The sequence below is a fragment of the Hymenobacter rubidus genome (genome assembly GCF_016734815.1).
GTDB classification, from domain to species: Bacteria; Bacteroidota; Bacteroidia; order Cytophagales; family Hymenobacteraceae; genus Hymenobacter; species Hymenobacter rubidus.
Map to the genome: position 1 here is coordinate 49,245 of NZ_JAERQF010000005.1, position 22,989 is coordinate 72,233.

Annotated in this window: 5 protein-coding genes and 1 tRNA gene; 3 read left to right on the forward strand and 3 right to left on the reverse strand. The window is 62.4% G+C overall.

The features are described 5' to 3' along the window. Positions 1-53 precede the first annotated feature (53 nt). Both JKL48_RS05590 and JKL48_RS05595 read left to right on the forward strand, forming a co-directional pair. Entirely contained in the window at positions 54-314 is a 261-nt protein-coding gene (locus JKL48_RS05590; protein ID WP_236668635.1) for a hypothetical protein, read from the forward strand. Between the two features lie 121 nt (positions 315-435). Then, positions 436-508: transfer RNA gene (locus JKL48_RS05595), tRNA-Met, on the forward strand. 290 nt (positions 509-798) lie between these two features. Here the strand turns inward: JKL48_RS05595 and JKL48_RS05600 are convergent. Then, a complete protein-coding gene (locus tag JKL48_RS05600; protein ID WP_201979705.1) occupies positions 799-1,956 on the reverse strand; it encodes an acyltransferase family protein in 1,158 nt (385 codons plus the stop codon). A 116-nt stretch (positions 1,957-2,072) separates the two neighbouring features. Beyond that, positions 2,073-4,613, reverse strand: a complete 2,541-nt coding sequence (locus tag JKL48_RS05605; protein WP_201979708.1) for an excinuclease ABC subunit UvrA — start codon at positions 4,611-4,613, stop codon at positions 2,073-2,075. 324 nt (positions 4,614-4,937) lie between these two features. Here JKL48_RS05605 and JKL48_RS05610 point away from each other — a divergent pair, with 324 nt between their 5' ends. Then, on the forward strand, positions 4,938-5,699 hold the full coding sequence (locus JKL48_RS05610; protein WP_201979711.1) for a hypothetical protein: 762 nt from the start codon (positions 4,938-4,940) through the stop codon (positions 5,697-5,699). Between the two features lie 265 nt (positions 5,700-5,964). Here the strand turns inward: JKL48_RS05610 and JKL48_RS05615 are convergent, their stop codons facing one another. Continuing rightward, complete coding sequence (locus JKL48_RS05615; protein ID WP_201979721.1) at positions 5,965-22,206, reverse strand: IPT/TIG domain-containing protein; 16,242 nt, start codon at positions 22,204-22,206, stop codon at positions 5,965-5,967. Between the last annotated feature and the right edge of the window lie 783 nt (positions 22,207-22,989).

Genomic DNA, 22,989 nt, shown 5'->3' on the forward strand with positions numbered 1-22,989 from the left:
CATGCCGCGGCGTTACTTGTGGCAGCCGAGCGCTATCCATTTGCCGGCCTTTGATGTATGAGGCGCTAGTCCGGCCCGGCCGGTTTTCATTTGAATATTTCCCTTTTGCCTTTATTGCCATAAATCAGAAACGCACGTTTGGCACCATTCTCACCGTTTTAGGCATCGTCGGCATCATCATTGGCGCCCTGGCTTTCCTGGGCGTCGGCGGCATCGGCCTCAGCAAGATGAACTCCATCGTTCCGTTTGTCGTGGGACTTATCTTCTTTGCCGCCGGCATCAACCTGGTAAAAACCACCGGCGACCGGGCCTAGTTGGAACGTATTGCTAAAAATTATTGCTTGTCAGCTAATGTGTTAGCTGTGATTGGTGGTGATTTTAGCGCCCACCTGTTGCCTTCTCAGAAAATACCCCTACTTTTGCAGAACCAAACAGTGCGGGGTGGAGCAGTTGGTAGCTCGTTGGGCTCATAACCCAAAGGTCACTGGTTCGAGTCCAGTCCCCGCTACCTTAGAAGAGGCCGTTTCCAATCAGGAAACGGCCTTTTTCTTTTTCAATTGAATTGGCAATCCCGGTAGTTGCGAAGGCAAAGCATGACCGGGCTTTTGGGGGGGCAGTAGTTTCGAATAGCTGCGACTCACCACCGCGTGGAGCCCCAGCGCAGGTAGTGGCCACGGGTGGGCCGGCAAGGCTGTGCTGACACGCAAAATCGTGCTGGAATAGCCCCGTGTCGGCCCCGCATCTGAAACCTGACCAAAAACAAAGCGGGGAGAAATTTGGCGCTTGGGCTTGCTACGGCTATGGCGCCGGAGCGGTGCGGAACCGCCGCAGAATAGCCGTGTGCGCAGGCTGCTCTACCAGCTTGTAAAGCAGCACGGCAACAGCATAAAAAAACAGGAAAAAAGCGATAATATGCAAGCCAAAAGCCTTCTGCAGCAAGTCGGCAAATAAGCCTACGTGAATGAGGTAGAAGGCGTAAGTGCTTTTGCCGAGCAGGTCGAGCGGTTTTGTCGAAAGCAGCTTCCGCAGCCAGGTATCCTCGTGGATAAGGCCGTGAAACAGCACCACAATGCTGGCGGACAGCGGACAATTGAATACGAGGCTGGCGCTAAGTTCCGCCGCCCAGTCGGGCAGCTGCAGAGTCGGCCAATGCACGAACGTGTGGCCGGTCGCGCACCAGATAATGAGCCCGATGCCCAGCAGCGTGGTGCCGCGGCGGGCGGGCGCATGGCCCCGCTTCCGCAGCCACAGCGCCAGCCCAATACCGGCCAGAAACTCCACGCAACGCCCGAAGTAGGTGAACTGCAACACGAAAGAAAAGGGCTGCATAAACCCCGCGTACAGCTGCCAGCGCGTGGCAATGAGCGTGAGCCCACCGCCCACGCCCACAATGCCCAGCGCCAGCACCGGCAGCAGCCAGGCCCGCCGGCGCAACAGCAGAAGCATAAACGGCGCCGAGGCATAAAACGACTCCTCCACCGTGAGCGACCAGGCCGTGGGCACGCCCACAAAGTAAAAGGATTGGAAAAATGCCCGCGTTAGGGTCAGGTTGGCGACGACGGCCACTACTTTGTCGCGCACCGTAAACAGCTCGCCGAAGGTGTACCAGGTGAGCAGGTGCCCGGCCATGGCCGCGAAGGTGAGGGCCGTGAGCAGAAAGTAAAGCGGGTAGATGCGCGCAAAGCGGTTGAGCATGTACTGCCTGCCCCAGGCCAGCGACAGCTCCACCTGGCCCACGTACCGGGTGGTGATGACGAAGCCGCTCATCACGAAAAAGATGTTCAGCCCGATGCCCGTTCCCAGCACGGCGCCGAAAAGCTCGGTGAGCGGCGCAACGGGTTGCCCGTGCCCTTTGAAGGGGTTGAAGTGGTAGAAATACACCAAAGCCGCTGCCACTGCCCGCAGGCCCGTCAGGGCGGGGTAGTAGGCCGTGGCCCGTTGTGGGAGCGTACTCATGCCTTGCTGCCGAGCCAATGGCGTTGGTAAAATTCCTGGTCAGGCATGGTTGCAGGCGGTAGCGGTTTCTGAATCTGCTTCAAAAGTACGCCCCAGCGCACCGGGTCCGGCAGCCTTTACTGGGGCTGGGTTTCAGCCAGGAAGCGCGCCAGGTAGGGGGCGGTGCGGCTGTTCTTCGCGCGGGCTACTTCGGTGGACGGCCCGGCGGCTACCACGCGCCCACCGTCCTCGCCCGCACCGGGGCCAATGTCGATGACCCAATCGGAGCCGGCCACCACGCGCATGTCGTGCTCCACCACGATGACGGTGTTGCCGGCGGCCACCAGGCCATCAAGCTGCACCATCAGCTTCTCGGTGTCGGACGGGTGCAGGCCGGTGGTGGGCTCGTCGAGCACGTAAAGCGTGTTGCCGCGGCCGATGCGCTGCAGCTCGGTGGCGAGCTTGATGCGCTGGGCCTCGCCGCCGCTCAGCTCGGTGGCGGGCTGGCCCAGGCGCAGGTAGCCCAGGCCCACTTCGCGCAGCACGGTGAGGGCGCGGTGGATGGCGGGCTCGTCGGCGAAGAACTCCCAGGCGTCGTCCACGGTCAAGCCCAACACTTCGGCAACGTTGCAGCCGCGGTACTGCACTTCCAGGGTTTTGGCGTTGTAGCGGGCGCCGTGGCACACCGGGCAGGGCGCGTACACGCTGGGCAAAAACAGCAGCTCCACCATCACGAAGCCTTCGCCGGAACAGTTCTCGCAGCGGCCCTTGGCCACGTTGAAGGAAAACCGACCGGCGTCGTAGCGGCGCTTGCGGGCCTCGGGCGTGGCGGCGAAGAGCTTGCGCACGTGGTCGAACAGGCCGGTGTAGGTGGCCATGTTGGAGCGCGGCGTACGGCCAATGGGCTTCTGGTCGACGCGCACCAGGCGCTTTATTTTGTCCAGGCCGGCCGCAATCTGGCCGCCCAGCGTGGCCGGCGCGGGCGCGGCCAGCGGGTCGGTTTCCTCCTCTTCGGGCGCGATGGCCTGGCCCAGGGATTCGGCCACCAGCTCCACCAGCACCTGGCTCACCAGGCTGGACTTGCCGGAACCCGACACGCCCGTCACCGTCGTGAACACGCCCAGCGGAAACGCCACGTCGAGGTTTTCAAGGTTGTTGCGCGTGATGCCGGTCAGCTTCAGCCAGCCGGTGGGTTGGCGCGGCGGCTGGGCCGGCAGCGCGGGGGGCTCGAAAAGAAACTGCCGCGTCTGCGAGGCTGCCACGCCTTTGAGGCCTTCGGGCGGGCCACTGTAGAGGATTTCGCCGCCTTTTTCGCCGGCGGCCGGGCCCACGTCCACCAACCAGTCGGCCTGGCGGATGACGTCCAAGTCGTGCTCCACCACAAACAGCGAATTGCCCGCGCTTTTGAGGCCGGCCAACGCTTTCAACAGCGCTTCAGTATCGGCCGGGTGCAGGCCGGCGCTGGGCTCATCGAGCACGTACACCACGCCGAAAAGGTTGGAATACAGCTGCGTGGCCAGGCGCAGACGCTGCAATTCGCCGGGCGAAAGCGTGGGCGTGCCGCGCTCCAATGACAAATACCCCAGGCCCAAATCGAGCAGCACCGTGAGGCGCGCGGCCAAATCCTCGGCAATGCGCCACGCCACAATGGCCTGCTCCGGGTGTTCTTTATCGTGCTTCTGCTTCCCGGCTTTGCCCTCGGCAAACGGCTGCAGCAGCGCCGCCAGCCGCTTGAGGGGCAGCCTTGACATCTCGGCAATGTCCAGCCCGGCGAAGCGTACCGACAGCGACTCCCGGCGTAGGCGCTTGCCGTGGCAGGTGGGGCAGTCGCCGCCCAGCATGTACTGGGCCACGCGCTTCTTCATCAGGGGGCTGTGGGTGGTGGCGAAGGTGTGCAGCACGTAGCGTTTCACCCCCGTGAAGGTGCCCATGTAGTTGGGCGGCTCGCGGCGCTTGATGGCGCGCTGGGTTTGCTCGGGCGAGTAGCCGGGGTACACCGGCAGCACGGGTTGCTCCTCGGTGAAGAGAATCCAGTCCCGGTCTTTCTGCGGCAGGTCTTTCCACGGCGTGTCCACGTCATAGCCCATGCTCACCAGAATATCGCGCTGGTTCTGGCCGCCCCAGGCCTGGGGCCACGCCGCAATGGCTCGCTCGCGGATGGTGAGCGTGGGGTCGGGCACCATGCTCTGCTCGGTGACTTCGTACACGCGGCCCAGGCCGTGGCAAGTGGGGCAGGCCCCCTCGGCCGTGTTGGGCGAAAAAGCTTCGGCGTAGATGATGCCCTGACCCGCCGGATAGTCACCAGCCCGCGAGTACAGCATCCGCAGCAGGTTGGAAAGCGTCGTGACCGAGCCCACCGACGAGCGCGTGCTGGGCGCGCCGCGCTGCTGCTGCAGGGCCACGGCCGGCGGCAGCCCCTCAATGGCCGTCACCTCCGGCACCGCCATCTGATGAAACAGCCGCCGCGCGTAGGGCGACACCGACTCCAGGTAGCGGCGCTGGGCCTCGGCGTAGAGCGTGCCAAACGCCAGGCTGGATTTGCCCGAGCCCGACACGCCCGTGAACACCACCAGCGCATCGCGCGGGATGTCAACGTCGACGTTTTTGAGGTTGTGCTCGCGGGCGCCGCGCACCCGCACGAAACCGGAAAAGTCTTGGGAAGAACCGGAGGAAGGCATAAATGGAAAGCGGTAGCGGGACTATAATAAACCCTGCATACGTAGCCAGCGCCAGAAGTACGAAATCAACACCGAAAGGAGCCTCCTGCTACAAGTCAGAATGAGAACTGAGGTATGCAAAAGGCTGATATCTTTTACGACATTTTCACCGGAATGAGTTTGCTCCTTATTGTATCGTAAAATAATAGTACTATCGTATTAAAATTGAAGATGTTTAGGTATTCTATTTCCGAGCGGGCCCCAAAGCAGGTGGCCAGCTTTAAGACAGCCTTCTTAATCTTAAACAGCTTCGTTATTGTAATATAAACCTGCGTTGTTCAAAGCATGACTTCCTTTCGAGAAGAACTCTACCGATTGAAATATTGGGGTACCGCCGCCGTCATGGCACTTCTAACTGCGGGGTGTTCCGTATATACCCCCACGCTCATCCAGGCCCCGATGGTATATAAGCGCAACCAAGCTGAGGTAGCAATATCCTATCATTTTCCCACTCAATTTGAGGTGAGCGGGGCCTATGCTCCTCTCAAAAACATACTGGTAACTGGTAATATTGCCCATCATCCAGACTTTAACCTTATCACCTCAGGCAATAACCATTATTATGGTACCGAGGGTGATATGGGGCTGGGGCTGTACACGACCTTTGGCAAGAGCCATTGGTACGCGGGTGTGCTGGGAGGGTATGGGTTTTCCGCGTCGTTTATCCGCTTTGATAGTACTCGTACACAACCCGCTGATGAATACCGCAGCCACCACTCCTATGCTTATGCCCAACCATACCTGGCATGGCATAACAACAAGGGAATAAGCATTGGGGCGGCGGCCCGACAGACTGCTTTACATTTCAGTCAATTGGAATTTAATAACCAACCCGTGACCTTTCCCGTGGCGACTCGTTTCCAAACGTGTTTACTATTCTTGGAATTGCATGGAAACGATGACATCGTTTCAGATGATGATATTTACGGTCGTTTCCAAATAGGATATTCATTTCCGCAGCATCAGCAGCCTCCTGTGGGCGAGCTTCACTCGTTGCCAAGCTCGAATGTAATTATCGGCATTAGCCTGGTGTGCCCTATTCACTAGTAAGCTAAATCAAATAGCGCCTTATGGTGTGAAGGTAAATCAAAGCTTACATCGCGCTTTATTTAGGAATGGGCCCATGTGAAGCAGTATGGACGCTTTGCAGCACAACAGTCTTACTGTAGCGGGGCTTTTTGCGCAATTACAACCAGTCAAAACTGTTTCGTTTACCAATTCAATTGCTGCTACCACATGCGCAGCAGTTCAAACAAAAAAAGGTCCCGGCTATTGCCGGGACCTTTTTAGCAGTTCGTGAGCAACGCCGAACTTATTCCACTGTGATGCGGCGGGTCAGGGTTTCGTTGCCGGCTTGCAGGCGCAGCATGTACATGCCGGTGGCCAGGCCCGTTACGTCGAGCGTAAGGCGGGTGCCGGTGGCGGGCAGCGCTGCTTGCTGTTGCCGCACCGTCTGGCCCAGCACGCTCAGCAGGGTGGCCTGCACGGTGGCGGCCCCGCGCACGGCCGGCACCAGCACGGTCACCGTCTGGTGGGCCGGGTTCGGGAACACGCTCACGGTAGCGGCACTCAGGCCCGGTGCGGTAGCCAGCGGGCCAACGGTGGGCGTCAGGTTGAGGTAGAAGCGGCCGGTGGCCGGCGCCGTGGCTACGGCCGTGAAGCGGTAGGCGGGGTGCAGGCGCAGGTCGGTACGCTGGCCGCTTAGCACGTCGATGAGCACCACGTCGAGGTTGGCCGGCAGGTTGAGCAGGCTGGCCGCGCTCAGGGTGTAGGTGCCCGAAGTAGGCACGGCCACGTGCAGCGGAATCACCGTGGCGGAGGCGAGGCTGCCCACCGGCAGGCCGTTGATGGCCAGTGCCGTGGCCGTGGCCGGGCCTTCCGACGAGAGGTTCAGGCCGCTGGGGTTGGCCAGCTTCACGGCGTCGTACACGGCATCAACTCCGTTGGTGGCTCCGGCCTGCATGTACAGGTAGGCGGCGTCGGGCTGGCCCGTAGGTGCTTCGGGCGTGCCGGCCTGGAGCTGCAGCTCCAGTTTGGGCCGCAGGTCGTTGCCGCGCTGGAACGTGGGGTCGGTGGTGCGGAACTCGGTCACGCGGGCTGCATTGCCAATGGTGAGCGTGGTGGCCGCCGTGGTGCGCACAAAGAAGCCCTGGCTGCTGGGCACTATCGGGCTGCCGTCGCCCACCCCGTTGGTGTAGGTGCGGTACGAGCCCGCATACTGCCCCGTGGAGGTGAACACGTACATGGCCGCGTCGAGGCCGGCGGGGCGGGGCACCAGGCTCCAGTCGAGGGGCGCGGCGTAGGGGTTGCCCACCAGCTGCCAGCCGGGCTCGGCGCTGGGCGTGAAGCTCAGCGGCAGGTTCAGGGTGCTGTTGTAGAGCTGGCCCACGAAGTCAACCTTCTCCGTGCCCGGGATATTCACCGTGTAGCCACGGCCGGTCACCAGGTTGCCACTCGGCGAGAACCAGCCTTTGTCAAAGGGACCGTAGTTGCTGCCGACCGTGGCCACGCGGTTTTCGTCGTAGCCATACACCGTGGGGAAGGGCGACACCCCGCCCGGCTGCGCCGCCGTGTTGTAGGCCGAATTCAGCGTGGGCGTGAAGCGGGTGGTGGTCAGGTCCGAGAACGGGGCGTTGATAACCGGCGAGCTGTAGTGGCGGTAGCCGGCGCCGGGGTTACTGGCGGGGTCGATGTAGCGCTGCACCGTCACGTTGCCGGTCATGGTGGGCGCGTTCGCGTCGTTGTAGCGCACCAGCGCCGTGCCCTGGGCCGAGGATAGCAGCGTGCAGGCCATGCCCCCGGTGTTGAAGGCGGCGTTGGCTTCCAGTACCTGGGCAATGTCCACCGCCTGGCTAAGCGTGAGCAGCTGGCCCACGTTGCCGAGGTAGCGCACCTGGGCGGGCAGGCCCGGCCCGGTCACCTGCGCTTGCAGGCCATCGTAGATGTAGCTGGCGTCGGGGCTGAAGGTGCGGGAACCGTCGACCTGAACGCTGCCGGTGTTGCCGCTTCGGCTAATGCCGGCCGGGTCGCACACGCGCAGGGTGGCGCCGGCTTGCAGCTGGAAGCTGCCCGTGCCGCTCACCAGGGCACAGCCGCTGGCAGCGTGCGTGTCGAGCGTGCCGCCAGTGCCTACGCTCATGGTGCCGGTTACCGTCAGGCCACCCGTCAGGTGCAGCGTGCCGCCGGGCATGATGGTTACGTTGCGGTAGCTGCCACCGGCCAGGGTCTGGTTGGTGCTCACCACCAGGTCGGGCAGGGCGGTGCCGAGCACGGTGTACGCATCGCCGACCAGCTTGAGCGCCTCCCGGTTGTTGGTCGTGTCCTGGGCCAGCACGAAGAAATCGTAGCGGGAGTTGGACTGACCGGTGAAGGCGTAGCTGGTAGTGGCAATGTTCTGGGCCACCGGCTGGAAGGGCCCGCCGTCCTGGCTGGCGTACAGGTCGTAGGAGAGCAGGCCCGAACCACCGGTATCGTCCGAAGCGGTCCAGGACAGCGGCACGGTGGCGCCGGGCGTGGTGGCCGGCAGCGCGGCCAGCTGCGAGGTGGGCGCCACGGCGTCGAGCACGTTCTTCCAGCGGTTGGTGGCCAGCGGCGGGTTCGTGTCGAACACGATGGAGGCCTGGGCCGCCAGCGTATCACCGGTCACGGCCGTGGGGCTGGCCTTGATGGTATAGTTCACAAAACCCTGGCCGCGGCCCGTCGAGTCGTTCAGCAAGAGGAAGCCCTTGTTGGGGTCGAGCGGAGCCACGCCGGTGGCGGGGTCAATGGTTTCGAACTGCCAAATCAGGCGGCGGCCCACCACGTCCACGGTGCCCACCACGCGCACGTCGTAGCCCAACGAATCGGGCATGTTCAGCAGGGAGGTGTAGGAGCTGGAGTTGGCCGGCGCCTGGAAGGTGTAAGTAGCCCAGCCAAACGAACCCAGGCGGAACTGCTGCGGGTCGTAGGCCGCGCTCAGCGGCACAATCACGCGCACCACCTGCGCCGGGGCCGTGGCCAGATGGGGGTCGTTCTCAAACTGCACCTGGTAGCTCAGGCGCTGCTGGGCGCCCACCATCTTGCGGCGGCCCGCGCCGGTGGGGCCGGCAATCAGGTTGGGGTCGGAGGAGCCCACAATCTGGGTGCAGCTTACCCCGCGGCCCTTGTAGGTAAACACAATGGAGTCGGCGCAGCCCACCAAAGCCGCTGGGTACGAGTTGGCACTGAAGGGGTTGGGGCGGAAGGGGCGCACGCATTCGGTGACGCCCCAGTTGCCGCACACGCCCCCTGGAATGGCAATGCTGGCCGAGGTAGCCGTGTAGCCGGTGCGCAGGCGCCCAACCCGCAGCGCGGCCGTGTCGAGCAGGCCGGCGCGCACATAGTAGCGGCGCAGGCTGTCCTGCCAGGCGGTGGCGTTGGCGGCCAGCGAGGCCACCCCGGCGGGGTAGCTGGCCGGGGCGGCCAGCACGGCCGCCCGGTAGCGGTCGATGAAGTCCAGGGTCTGGCGGGTGTACCACTCCTCGGTCAGGGCGGCCTGGTTCCACACCACCGGCAGGCCGCCGAGGCGGTTCGGGGTCAGGCGCAGGTTCACCTGAATGATTTCACCCGGCCGCAGGTCCGTGGCCACGAAGGGCAGCACTTCGGTCAGGCCATCGTCCATTCGGTTGCGGGGCGTAGCACTGCCGGCCGTGCCGGGTGTAAAGTCGCTCTTCTTGCGCACGTTGGGCGTGTGGGTGATAACCGGGCTCTGGCCGGGCGGCAGCTCGTACTGGAATTCCCAATAAGGCACGTCCACGTTCGAGTTGTTTTGCAGGAAGTAGGTCCAGTTGGCGTTGGTGCCGATGCGTACCGTTTGCGGAATGATGGTGGCAAAGTCCACGTTCAGCGGACGGGCCGGCTCCACGGTCAGGCCATCGGTGAGCTGCACGCGGGTGCCGTTGTTGTCGGCCACCACGTTGTACACGCCTACGCTCAGCGTGTCGAGGCGCCAGCGCAACGTCACCTCCGTGCTGTTGCGGAACTTCAGCACCTGGGCCTCGGCCCGGATGGCCGGGCTGCTGCCTTTGGTGAGGTAGAAGCGTGTGGCCGGGTAGCCGGTGGGGCCGGTGCGCAGGCGGCGGAAGCCGGCGCCCAGCACCTGGGTGGTCACGCGGCCGCGGCCCACCCGGTTGGCCGTAATGCTGCGCACCTGGAAGCCCAGGGTGTCGGCATACAGCGTGGCCGTTTGCAGGCCGGGGTACACGTAAGGCGTTTTCACCAGCACGTAGTAGGGCAGCGGGCCGGTGGTGGGCACCAGAATTTCCTGGCTCGTGCTCACCTGGTTCAGGTAAATGAAGTCGTAGTCGGCCGGCGTGGGGGGGCGGCCGTAGGCCACGTACATCTCGTTCTGGCCAAAGCTCTGGTTGCTGGTCAGGGTCAGCACCATGTCTTTGTTGGCCGAAGGCGTCACGCGGTAGTACACCACCGAGTCCTTCATGAGCGGGAAGCTGGTGGGCGTGCGCAGGGGCAGGTCGTCCACGTCAATGGCGAGGCGGTTGGCCGCGTCGGTCACGTTGTTGTTGGCCGCCGGGCTGCTGGGCAGGCCTTCGTAGATGTCGTTAAACAGGTTAGTGGCCATCAGGCCGTGGTAGCTGCCGGGCTGGATGCCCTGCAGGCGCGAGCGCACCACGCCGGGTATGGTCTGGTTGGGCGTGATGGTGACGTTGCGGGTCTGGGTGGCGAAGAGCTGGTCCACGGCCCCGTCCACCACGGCGTCCTGGCTCAGGTAGAGGCCGTCCTTGAGCTGGCCCACGGCGTTGTTCACGCCCTGGTTTTTCACGTTGTAGTGCACGGTCATTACCTGGCCCAGCTTGCGCGTGGCTGGCACCGTCACGCTGGTCACGAGCAGGTCGGCCGGCAGCGGCACCCGAATGAGCAGGCTGCCCTGCACCACGTTGTTGAGCTCCTGTTGGTGCTCGTACACCACGCCATACTGCACGGCCCCGCCCCACAGCTGCACGGGGTAGTAGCCATTCGCCCCCGGCGTGATGTCGGTGACGAGGAAGACGTAGTAGTTGCCCGATAAATACGCCGGTATCGTAGCTGTAATTGAGCCCGAATAGCTGGCCCCGGCGGCCAACGTGCCGGGGTGGCGGAAGGTGCCAATGCGCACCACCGAGCCATTCACCGACGGCGAAGTGCTGAGGTACACGCCATCGTCCCAGTCGCCTTCCAGCGTGGTGCCCACGCCCTGGTTGCGAATGGTGTAGGGAATGGTCACCTGCTGCCCGGCTACCACGTCGATGGGCAGAGTATAGGCGGTCGGAATCAGGTCGCAGGGCGGCGTGAGCAGGATGGGCAGCGCCGAGGTGCGCACGTTGTTGGCCGGGTTGGTATCCACCAGCACGCTGGAGACGGTGCCGCTGCAGTAGCCGCGTCCGTCGCGCACGCCGGTTTTGCCGATGACGTAGAAGTTGCCCTGCAAGCCGTGGGGCAGCCGCACCGTGGCGGTGCCGGTGTAGTTAGCCCCAATGGCCAGGTCGCCGTTGCGCGTGACGGTGGTCAGGCGCAGGTCGCTGGCGTCGAGGATGGCGTCGGTCGAGAGGTAAAACTCATCGCTCCAGCCCGTGGCCAGGGTGCGGAAGGCGCCCTGGTTGTCCACGCTGTAGTTCAGCCCAATGGTCTGGCCCGAATACGCCGTGCCGGTGGTGCTCAGCGCCGTCAGGCGCAGGTCGTCGGAGTAGCGGTAGGTGATGGCAAAGCGCTGGTCGTTGTTGTTCTCAAACGTGTATTCGTACACCTGATTGCCGTTGTCGGTGCGCAGCACCAGCTCGTAGCTGCCGGGGTCGATGTAGCGCGGAATGGTCAGCGTCATCGAGCCCGAGTAGGAAGCGCCCACAGCCAGCGGGCCCGTGTGGGTAGCGGTGCCAATGGGGGACTGGCAATTCACGCTGTTGATTGGAATCGAGCCGCCGGGCGTCACCAGCCACACGGCGTCGGTCCAGGTGCCGTTGGCCGGGCCCACGGCGGTGCTGTTGTTGCGCACCGTGTAGTTCAGCGTGAAGGTCTGGAACGCGTCAATGGTGGTCGGGCCGGTGAAGGCCGTGGGCTGCAGGTCGGCATAAGTCAGGGTCACGTTCACGACGCCCGAGCGGCGCATGTTGTTGCCCTCGTAGGTGTATTCAAACACGTTGCCGCGGGCCGAACCCGCCACGTAGTCGGCCATGCCATATACGTAGTAAGTGCCCGACAAGCCGTTCGGAATGTTCAGCGTCACGGTGCGGCGGTAGTGGTGCTGCACGCCCAGGGTATCGCCGTTGAACACGCTCAGCGCGCCCACTGGAATAGCCGTGGCGGGGTCGAAGGTGGCGGACTGGCACAGCCAGAACTGGTCGCTCCAATACCGCTCCTCCGGCACCGGCGCGTTGTTGCCGATGTTGCGCACGTCCCAGCTCACGCTGGTGCTGGTGCCGGCCAGCATGTTGGCCGGCGCCGTGAGCAGAATCGGGGTGAGGTCGGCCGGGGGACGCAGAATGATTTCGACAGGCACCGGCCGGTTCACGTTGTTGGTGCTGGCCGTTTCGAAAATGGCGTTGTCCGTGTCGGTGTACGAGTAGAAGTAGCGGGTGCCGTACTCGGTATGGGGGATGCGCACGGTCACGGTGCGGGCGTAGAAGCCGTTGGTCAGCAGGGTGTCGCGCACCAGCTGGCGGCCCAGCGAAATGGCATTGGGGCCCAGCGCGCCGCGCCCGGTGTTCTGGGCAATGTTCTGGATGGTGTCGGGCGAGATGAAGTACTCGTCGTAGCGGGCCTGGGTGGCCGCTACCGAGCCGCGGTTATACACCCGGTAGCGCATGGTCACGTCGGTGTAGCCCACCGAGAAGTTGGGCGGCGACACGAAGTTTTCCAGCGAGAAGTCTGGCGTCTGCGGCACTATCATCAGCGTGCGCTTGGAGGCGCGGCGCAGGTTGTTGGTGTAGTCGGTTTCCAGCAGCGGGCCGTTGCTGGCAAACGGCCCGGAGTTAGTCCGCACAAACACGTAGTAGTAACCAGCCTGCGAATACGGCACCGTGAAGGTGGCGTTGGTGATGTAAGTGGCGTTGGGCTGCAGGAAGGTAGTATTGCCCCAGGCGCCTACCCGCACCGCCGTGTTCGGATTAAAGGTCGAGTCCTGGCTCAGCCACACATAGTCCTGCCATTGCTGGGCCAGGGTGCTGCCCGCGCCAATGTTGGTCACGTTCCAGGCCATCTGCATGGTCTGGCCCGAATACACCGTGTCGGGGTTCTGAATGAAGCTCACGCGCAAGTCCGGCAGCTCGCGCAGCCCGAAGGTTTGCACCGGACCGGGCGTGCTGAAGCAGGCATTGCGCGCCACCACGCGCCACTTGTAGTCGGCCCCGTACGGAATGGGCCCGCTGTAGGTGTATTGGAGCGAGTTGATGCCGCTGACCACGGGCGTGGCCGGCTGGGTGCCGGCCGTGGGCCACACGTACACGTCGTACAGGGCATTGGCCCCGGCCGGGCTCCACGAGAAGGTGAGCGGCAGGCTCAGGCCGTTGGCCCCGTCGATGGGTTGCAACTGGCCCACCACGCCGGGAGCGGTCATGGCCGGGTTGATGCTTACGGCCTGGCTGAACGGATAGGTGCAGCCCGCCGCGTTGGTCACCGTCACAGAGTAAGTGGTGGCCGCCGTGGGCGAGTCGGTGATGCTGGCCGTGGTCTGGCCGCCGGGGCTCCAGAGGTAGGTGGCGCCGGGGCCGGCGTTGCTTACCGTCAGGGTCACGGGCTGGCCGGTGCACACCTGCGAGGCCGTGCTGGCGAAGGTGGGAGTGGGCAGCACCGTGATGGTGCTGGTGGCCGTGGCCGCGCAGCCGTTGGCGTCGCTGTAGCTATAGGTAATGGTGAACGTGCCCACACCCGCCGTACTGGGGCTAAATTGCCCGCCGCTCACGCCCACGCCGGAGTAGCTGCCGCCGGCTGGCGAGCCGCCCGTGAGGGTGAAGGCCGCGCTGCCCTGGCACCGCGGCCCGAAGGCGGCCAGCGTCACGTTGGGCAGGGCATTCACGGTCAGGGGCTGAGTGGCAGTGCTGGTCACACCGTTCAGCGTGTAGGAGTAGGTGATGGTGTGCGTGCCCGTGCCCGCCGTGAGGGGGTTGAACTGGTTGCTGCTCACGCCGGGGCCGCTGTACGTGCCGCCGGCTGGCGAGCCCCCGGTGAGGGCAAACGTGCCCGAGTTGATACACACCGCCGCCTGCGTCGTCAGCGTCACGGGGATTACCGTGAAGCTGCCGGTGCTGGTGCCCGAGCCGCCAGGCGCTGTTACCGTAACGGGGCCGGTGCTGGCCCCGGCTGGTACCGTAGCCGTGATACTGCTGGCTGATGCTACTGTGAAACTGGCTGCTACACCATTGAACGCAACAGAAGTTGCGCCAGTGAAGTTGGTCCCCGTAATGGTGACACTGGTACCGGCCGTTCCGGTACTAGGCGTGAAGCTGGCGATGGCAGGGGCCGGGTTCACCACAAAATTGCTGGCCGAAGCGGCCGTACCACCCGGTGCCGTTACCGTAATGGGGCCAGTACTAGCACCCGATGGTACCTGCGCCGTAATGCTGGTATTTGTTACTCCTGAGAACGTGGCTGAGGCACCGTTAAAGCTCACATTAGTGGTGCCCGTAAAGTTGGTGCCTGTAATGGTAACTGTGGTGCCCGTAGTGCCGCCGGTGGGGGTGAAGCTGACGATGGTGGGCGTGGCCAGCACAGTGAAGCTACTAGCGCTAATAGCTGTGCCACCGCCCGTGGTGAGGCTGATAGGGCCGGTGCTGGCGCCACTGGGAACGTTCACGGTTATCTGTGTGCCAGTGCCGTTCACCACATAGCCGGGGGCCGAAGTGCCGTTGAAGCTCACTACGGTAGTGCCCTGGAAGTTGCCGCCCGAAATGACAACACTAGTGCCCACACCGCCGCTGCTGGGAGCAAAAGAGGTGATAACCGGTACCGGAATTACCGCAAAATTGGTGGTGCTCACAGCCGAGCCACCCGGCGTCGTTACCGAAATGGGGCCGGTGCTCGCGCCGCCTGGTACAGTCGTACTGATGCTGGTGGCCGAGTTCAGTACGAAGCCCGCCGAAGTACCGTTGAAGCGCACGCTGCTGGCGTTGGTGAAGTCCGTGCCCGTAATGGTTACGGCCGTGTTCACAGGGCCGCTGCCAGGCGTAAAACTAGTGATGGAGGGCATCGGTGCCAGCACCGTAAAGCTGGTGTTGCTGTACACCGTGCCCGCCGAGCCCGTAACGCGAATGGCGCCGGTAGTAGCCCCAGCCGGCACGGTCACTGTAATGCTGGTGCCGGCCCCATTTACCGTGAAGCTCGGCGCGTTGGTGCCGTTGAAGGCCACAACGGTGGCATTTTGCAGATTGACGCCCGTGATGGTCACGACATCACCTACTACGCCGCTGGTAGGCGTGAATGAGGTGATGCTCATCACCGCGAAATTAGTGGCACTGGTTGCCGTGCCGCTGGGATTGGTTATCACAATGGGCCCACTCACAGCATTGTTTGGCACAATAAAGTACACACTGGTGGGTGACTGGATGGTGTAGCTAGTCACCGTAATTCCACCCACCGTGATGCCGGTGAGGGTGCTGAAGTTCGTGCCCGTAACCGTGACGCCGGTGCCCACGGGGCCACTGGCCGGCGTAAAGCTTGTGATGGTGGGCGTCAGGCTCAGCACCGTGAAGTCGGTGGTCGTCGTGTAGCTGCCGGCTGGCGTGTATACCGTAATACGCCCTGTAGTAGCACCAGCTGGTACTACCGCTGTGAGCCCAGTGCTGGTGACGCCCGAGAACGTGGCCGAACTATTGTTAAAATATAGTTGGGTCGTGCCGTTCAAATTAGTACCCGTTACGTTCACGCTGGTGCCCGGCAGCCCGCTGGTGGGCGAAAAGCCGGTGATGATGGGGGCGCCCACTACCGTAAACGGTGTAGCCGATGTGGCCGTACCGCCCAGCGTAGTCACCGTGATGGGGCCGGTGCTGGCACCAGTGGGCACGTAGGCCGTGATGTAGCCCGGCCCGTAACCACTGATGTAGGTGGAATTGACCCCGCCGCTAAACGTAACGGTGCCGCCGTTAGCGAAGCCCGTGCCGTAAATCGTGACATAAGAGTTCACCGTGCCGAAACTGGGCGAGAGGCTCGTAATGGTCGGGGCCGGTATGATGGTGAAGTCACTGTTTTGAACGCCCGTGCCAGCTGGCGTCGTCACCGAAATCGGCCCGGTGGTGGCACCCGCAGGCACGGTCACCGTGAGCTGGGTGTTGCCTGTGACGGTGATGTTTGTGCCGGCTGTGCCGTTGAAACTCACCCCGGTGGCGCCTGTAAAGCCCGAACCGTATACCGTTACCACATTGCCTACAGCTGCAGCGTTATAGGTGCTGTTCGGCCCGTAGCCGTAGCTCACCACCACGCTGGGCGTCACGGTGAATATGCTGCCGCTGGTGCCGGTGCCAGTGGGCGTCGTTACTTTAATTAGCCCGTCGGTGGCACCTGTCGGCACGATGGCCCTGATATTTGTGGCCGATACCACCGTGTAGGTAGCCGACGTGCCATTGAACAGTACCTGAGTAGCTCCTGTGAAATAGTACCCGAAAAGGTCCACGGTGGTACCCACCGGTCCGGACGTGGGTGAGAAATAGCTGATGCTGGGCAGTGGTACCACCGTGAAGCTGCTGGCCGAAGCAGCCGTGCCACCCGGTGTGACCACCGTAATCAGGCCGGTGGTGGCCCCATACGGTACCGTCGCGGTAATAGTGGTGGCCGATACTAGGGTGAAGTTGCTGCCAGTGCCGTTGAACAGCACCTGGGAAGCCCCGCCAAAGTTGGTGCCTGTAAGCGTGACCGCTGTGCCAGCTACCCCGCTCGTGGGTGAGAAACTGGTGATGGTGGGTGCGGGCACCACTACGTAGTCGGTGGCCGAAGCAGCCGTGCCGCCCGGCGCTACTACACTGATTGGGCCCGTAGTTGCTCCGGCAGGAACCGTAGCGAAAATTGACGTGCTTGAAACAGACGGGCTAACCGCGGCCACGCCGTTGAAGCGCACCGCTGTGGCCCCTGTGAAACCAGTGCCGGTGATAGTAACGCCATCGCCTACCTTGCCGCTAAGGGGTGAAAAGGACGTAATAGTCACGGCTGGCGTCACCGTGAAAGATGTTAGGCTGGTGCCCGTGCCCAGGGGCGTGGTGATGGCAATGAGGCCGGTGGTGGCGCCAGCCGGTACCGTGAAGGTGAGCTGTGTGGCACCGACCACCGAGAAGGTGGTGGCAGCTGTACCGTTTAGCGTTACGCCCGTGGCCCCGGTAAAGCCCGAGCCCGTTACGGTTACAACCGTACCTACGGGGCCAAATGCAGGGGTGAAGCTGCTGATGGTGGGCGTGGCTGGCAGCGTGAAGCTGGCCAGATAAGCGCGCGACTGCCCGTTAGCAGTGAGGAAGTCACCGCCTACCAGCAGGGTGTCTGCGCTTAGGGTGAAATCATCCACCTTATTATCGAGCTGTGCTACAAACACTGGGGTGCTGGCCACCGGCCCAAACACAGCCGTTCGGCCCGCTGACAAGCTGCCTGCCTGCGTGAAGACCCCTCCCGCTATCACGCGGGTGTCAGTGGCCGTCAGCCCGTACACTCCGTTGTTCAAATTAGGGTTCCAGGTCGTGGCGGCAGCAGTCGTCTTATCAAGAGCGGCGGCGTAGTTGCGGGGCTGGCCACCGGCGTTGGTAAAAAAGCCGCCCGCGTACACGGCCGTGCTGTTCACGCCCAGCGCATACACGCTGCTATTGGCGCTGGGGTTCCAAGCAGTAAGCGCGTTGCTGCCAGTGGCGAAGGCCGCCAGCCGGTTGCGCGTTTGTCCGGCAATGGTGGTGAAATCACCCCCCGTGTAGAGCGTGCTGCCGTCTAAGGTCAGGGCGCGCACCGTAGCGTTAGGAGCAGGGTTGAAGCCACTCACCAATGCATCCGAGGCCACATCGTAGGCCGCCAGGTAGTTGCGCGGCGAGCCATAGCCGGAATAAAAACCACCACCTACATACACGGTGGAAGCCGTCGCAGCCAAGCTTATCACCGGAGCAGAGCCGGCTTGGTAGCCCTGCGAGTATAGTGCAGCATTAAACCCCGTATCAGCCCCGGTCAGATTATTAAGGGCAAATAGTCCGCCCTTATAACCTGTGCTGGAGTTGTAAGTGTACATCCCCCCGCCCACGTACAGTTTCGAGCCTACCGCTACCAATGCATATACTGGTCCGTTCGAAAAATTGGCATTGAATCCGCTTAGTACCTGACCCGTGCGCACCGAATAGGCAAACAGGCCGTTTCGGTTTAGTGCCTTGCCCAGCGTGAAATTGCCGCCCGCCAGCACATCGCTGCCGTTGCGGGCCAGCGTATACACGGTGTTGTTCAGGCTAGGGTCCCAGCCGGTAAGGGCCGCCGTGCTCAAGTTGAAGGCTGCCAGCCGGTTGCGCTGGGGCGAGCCTGCTGCCGTGCCCACCTGCGTGAAGGTGCCACCTACGTACAGGGTGGTGCCGTCGGTGGCAAGGGCCTGGGCCTGGCCATAGCTGCCGAAAGCCACCGTGAAGCTGCCGTCGTCGAAGCCTGTCGTCTTGTCAAAGCTGTTTACCGAGGACTGGTTCCGGCTGGCCCCGTTGCTGTTGGTATAGTAGTAGAAGTCACCGGCTACGTAAAGCCGGCTGCCGGACACCACCATGCTGCTGGCCGGGGAACCGTAGTAGCTACTAAAGCTTGGCGGGCTGAATGCCGTGTTTACCTGCCCGGTGCTGGTAAGCGAGGCCAGCCGGGCTTTGGTCTGGTAATTCAGGTAGTTGAAGCTGCCGCCGGCTACCATGGCCGTGCCGCTCAGGGCCAAGGCCTGCACCGTGCTGTTAGCATTGGGGTTCCAGGCGGTGAGCGCACCCGTGCCCAGCGTGAAGGCCGCGAGGTTGTTGCGTGGGCTGCCACCGGCCTGCGAGAAATTGCCGCCCGCAAACAGTGTTGTGCCATCGGTGGCCAATCCGGTCACCGTTCCGTTGACGGTTGGGGCAAAGCCGCTCAACGCTCCAGTGGTTTTGTTCAGTCCCAAAATGTTGCTGACTGGGCTCCCGTTGAAGTAGTAAAGGTTGCCGCCTACGTACAGCGTGCTGCCTACCATGGCCAGTACCTGGGGAGCATACCCATAATAGCTTGCGTAGTTAAAATTAGCCACAAAACCGGTATTGGCTGAGCCTGTAGCGGCGTCCAACGCCACTAGCCCGTTCTGGGTCTGATACTTGAGGTAGTTGAAGCTGCCGCCGGCTACCACTGTGCTGCCGTTCAGGCTCAGCGTTTCCACGGTGCCGTCGGCGTTGGGGTCCCAGCCGGTGAGGGCACCGGTGCTCAGCGCAAAGGCCGCTAGCCGGTTGCGCACAGTGCTGGGGCCTGTGCCCACGCTGGTAAATGTTCCCCCCACAAAGAGTGTGGTGCCGTCCGTAGCTAGGGCATAAACAGGACTGTTGGGCTGCGGGTTGAAGGCGGCCACGCCTGCGCCGGTCGTTTTGCTTACCGCTGCCAGGTATTGCCGGCTAAGGCCACCAATGGTGGAGTAGTTGCCGCCTGCATACAGGGTGCTGCCAACTACGGCCAAGGCCATCACCGTACTGTTGGGACTCGGGTTGAAGGCGGCATCCACTTGTCCTGTTCCGGTATTTAGGGCCGCGAGGTAAGGCCGGTTGGCCGCAACTTTCAGCAGCGAAAGGCTGCTGCCGAAGGCCACAATGCCGGAGCCATCGGTCGCCAATCCGTCGATGGCGCTGTTGGCGCTGGGGTCCCAAGTGGTGAGGGCGCCGGTGCTCAGGGTGTAGGCCGCCAAGTAGTTGCGCGCTGTGCCCGGTCCAGTGCCGATGAGGGTAAAGTTGCCGCCCGTAAACAGCGTGGTACCGTCGGTGACCACGGCATTCACCGATGAGTTGGGGCGGGGATTGAAAGTAGTAGCCAGCCCCGTCGTTTTGTCCACGGCCGCCAGGTACTGGCGGCTTTGCCCACCAATGGCGCTGAAGTAACCGCCCACGTACAAGTTGCTGCCGGCCAGCGCCAGTGCCAATACCGTGCTGTTGGGGCTGGGGTTGAAGGCGTTCAGCGTGTTGGTTGCTGTGGCAAAAGAAGCGAGGTACTGCCGGGATGCCCCACCAATATTGCTGAACGAGCCGCCCACATATAGCGTCCCCACGGTAGCGTCAAACGCTAGGTCTGTGACGGTGCTGTTGGCGGCCGGGTTCCAAGCTGTGGCCACGCCAGTAGTCAGGTCGAGCCCCGCCAGATAGGCTCGGCTTTGACCGCCAATGCTGCTGAACGAACCGCCCGCATACAGCGTCGTGCCGGATGCTACCAGCGTGTTCACCGTTGAGTTGGCCGCAGCATCAAAAGGAGCCAGTGCCGCGCCGGTCGTCGGACTCACGGCTGCCAGGTAGGGCCGTGTTTGCCCACCAATTTGGTTAAATGACCCACCTACGTACAGCGTCCCGCCCTGCAGCACCAGCGCCTGCACCGTGCTGTTAGGGTCGGGCGCGAAGGCCGGGTCCACGGTGTTGTTGGCGAGAACGTGCGCCAAGTTGCGGCGCGGCAACGTTCCCAAGGAAGTAAACGAACCGCCCACAAACCAGCCGCCGCTGCCATCAGGAATGGTGGTATACACCGTGCCATAAACAAAGGGCCAAGTAGAAGACGGCTGGTCATTGCTGGTTGTCAGCAAAGTAGAAGTACCGGTTGGTATCCCTGTTTGGGTGTGGCTGCCAGCTATGTACAAGGTCGGTCCATCGGCTAGCAGGTCCTGTACCGACGAGTTAGTGCCGATAGTTGGTACTACGGCACCAGTGCTGGTGTTCAACGCTACCAGGTAGCGGGTAGGCAGGCTCTGGGTCTGCACCATGTCTCCGCCCGCGTATAGGGTAGTGCCTATCAAGGCTAAGCTACGCACGGTATTGCCGGTGCCCAGGTCTAGGCTGGTAGCTGCGCCGGTTGCGGCATTTAGTGCCGCCAAAAAGTAGCGCGGCTGCCCGCCAATAGTAGTAAACTGCCCACCTGCGTACAAAGTGCCGCCACTAACGAGCAACGCCTGCACGCTGGAATTGGGGTTAGGATTAAAACTTAAATCAACCGTGTTGGCCGCTGTGATATGCACTAGGTTGTTGCGGTTTATGTTGCCCACTTGGCTGAATGCACCACCTACATACCAGCCGCCGCTGCCGTCAGATGCGGTAGCATACACGGTGCCGTTTATCACCGGCCAGTTGGCTGTAGGTGCATCTGAGGTGGTGCTCAACTGCGCCGAATAACCTGTGTAAAACCCCACACTGGAAAACTGCCCGCCCACGAACAATGTTGTACCGTCCACCAGCAGCGCGTTTACTGCACCGCTCGTGCCGGGATAAGGCATGCGCAGCCCCGTACTAAGGTCATAGGCGGCTAAATTGCGGGCCGGAGCGCCCTGAGCGCTCGAGAAGCCGCCGCCCACATACAAAGCCGTGCCCAGCCGGGCCAGTGCATTGGGCCGGCTGTTTAAGTTGGGGTTGAAGGTAGTCGCCGCCCCGGTGGTCGCGTCAAGAGCCGCTAAGCGGTTCCGTACCGCGCCGCCTACTATCGTAAAATCACCGCCCACATACAGCGTTGTGCCATTCAGCAGCAAGGTGCTTACCGTTCCGTTTGGGGCGGGTCCGAAGTTGGGGTCCAACGTATTATCGGCTCTGATGTGTGCCAGGTTGCTCCAGTTGGCACCGCCCACTTGGCTGAACGAGCCGCCCACATACCAGCCGCCGCTTCCATCAGGCACCGTGGTATTCACCGTGCCATTGATGAATGGCCAGCCAGCTGCCGGCACGTCTGAGGCAGTACCCAGCAAGGTACTGTAACCAGTGTTGTACCCAAATCCTTGGAACGCGCCCCCCGCATAAGTCGTTGTGCCATCCACCACCAGCGCCGTTACCTGTCCGTCGGCCTGGGTGTGGGTCACACGTGCGCCGGTGGCCGTGCTGAATGCCGCTATGTTCGGACAAAGGCTACCGCCCACCCGCTGAAACTGACCACCTGCCAGCAGGCGAGTTCCATTCAGGGCCAGCGTGTTCACAGGCCCGTCGAGATTAGGGTCAAAATTCTGCACAGCACCTGTGGAAGCATCGAGTGCGCCGAGGTATTTGCGCGGAAGCCCGCTCAACGTCGTGAAGTCACCTCCGATATACAAAGTGCCAGCATTCAATAGCAGGGCCCGCACGGTGGCGTTAGCGCCTGCTCCGAAGCTGGCGTCCACCGCATTCGCACTGGTAACGTGCACCAGGTTCTGCTTGGCTACTCCACCCACCTGCGTGAACGAGCCGCCCAGGTACCAGCCGCCCGCCCCGTCCGGTGCCGAACAGTTCACTGTGCCCGTCACCTTGGGGAAGGCGGGGTTGGGTGTGTCGCCTGGCCCGGGCAGTAGGGCGGCCGCTCCGGTGGGCGTGCCCACCTGCGTAAACGAGCCGCCCACGTACTGGACGCCGCCTTGGCGGTAAGTCACATTCACGGAGCCGTCGGTTTGGGGGCCGGGCGGCAAGAGCTGTTGAGCATGAATCTGTGGTATGCTTATCAGTAGCCATGCCAGAGCCAGGAGCAATTGCCAATGCCCCACCCGGGGTCGCAGCAGATTTAGCAGAAAGTCAAGGTGTTTCAAGGCAGTAAGAATTAAGGTTGAGGAGAAAGCAAGGCTATTCGGAAAAGGGCTTTGTGTGCAGGCAGTTGTATTGATAGGTTTATTCCGCAGAAACTCTTATAGGCTTCTGACCATGTTGAGACTGGTAAGCAAGGCAGCTCTTTGTCCGGCGTATTTGCCGGAATGCCAAGCCGCTAGCAGTGCTTGGTTGCGTGTTGAGTAAGCTGCATAACAGGGGTTGCCTTTGCTCGATATACCCGTTGCTTTTCTGAGTTGCCATCCCGTCCGATGCAAGAGCGTTGACGCCGGCGCGAGCTATAGCCAGGCAAATCAACGGCGTGCTGATGATATAAAAAAATGAATTATTTATAATACTATTTCAACTATTCCTAATTCGGGAATTAGATATTTTTGTCTTGAAAAATACATATTACATATAGTCGATACGAATAAAAAAATTACTGCTATAACGGCCCTGCGCTCCCCCCTAATGCCCCAAACGGTTCGGTTCCGAACGCGCCGCAGCGCGGCAGCAAGGGCTAAGAAACATGGCCAAGGGCGAGCCGCTCCCGCCGCGACGGCCCTAGGGGAATTGGTCGTCGCGGCGCGGCTATCCAGCAACTGAGGCCACGTTCGTGGGCGTCGGGTTCACGCGGGACGGGCCCCGCAGGGCACCGGTATGGGCAT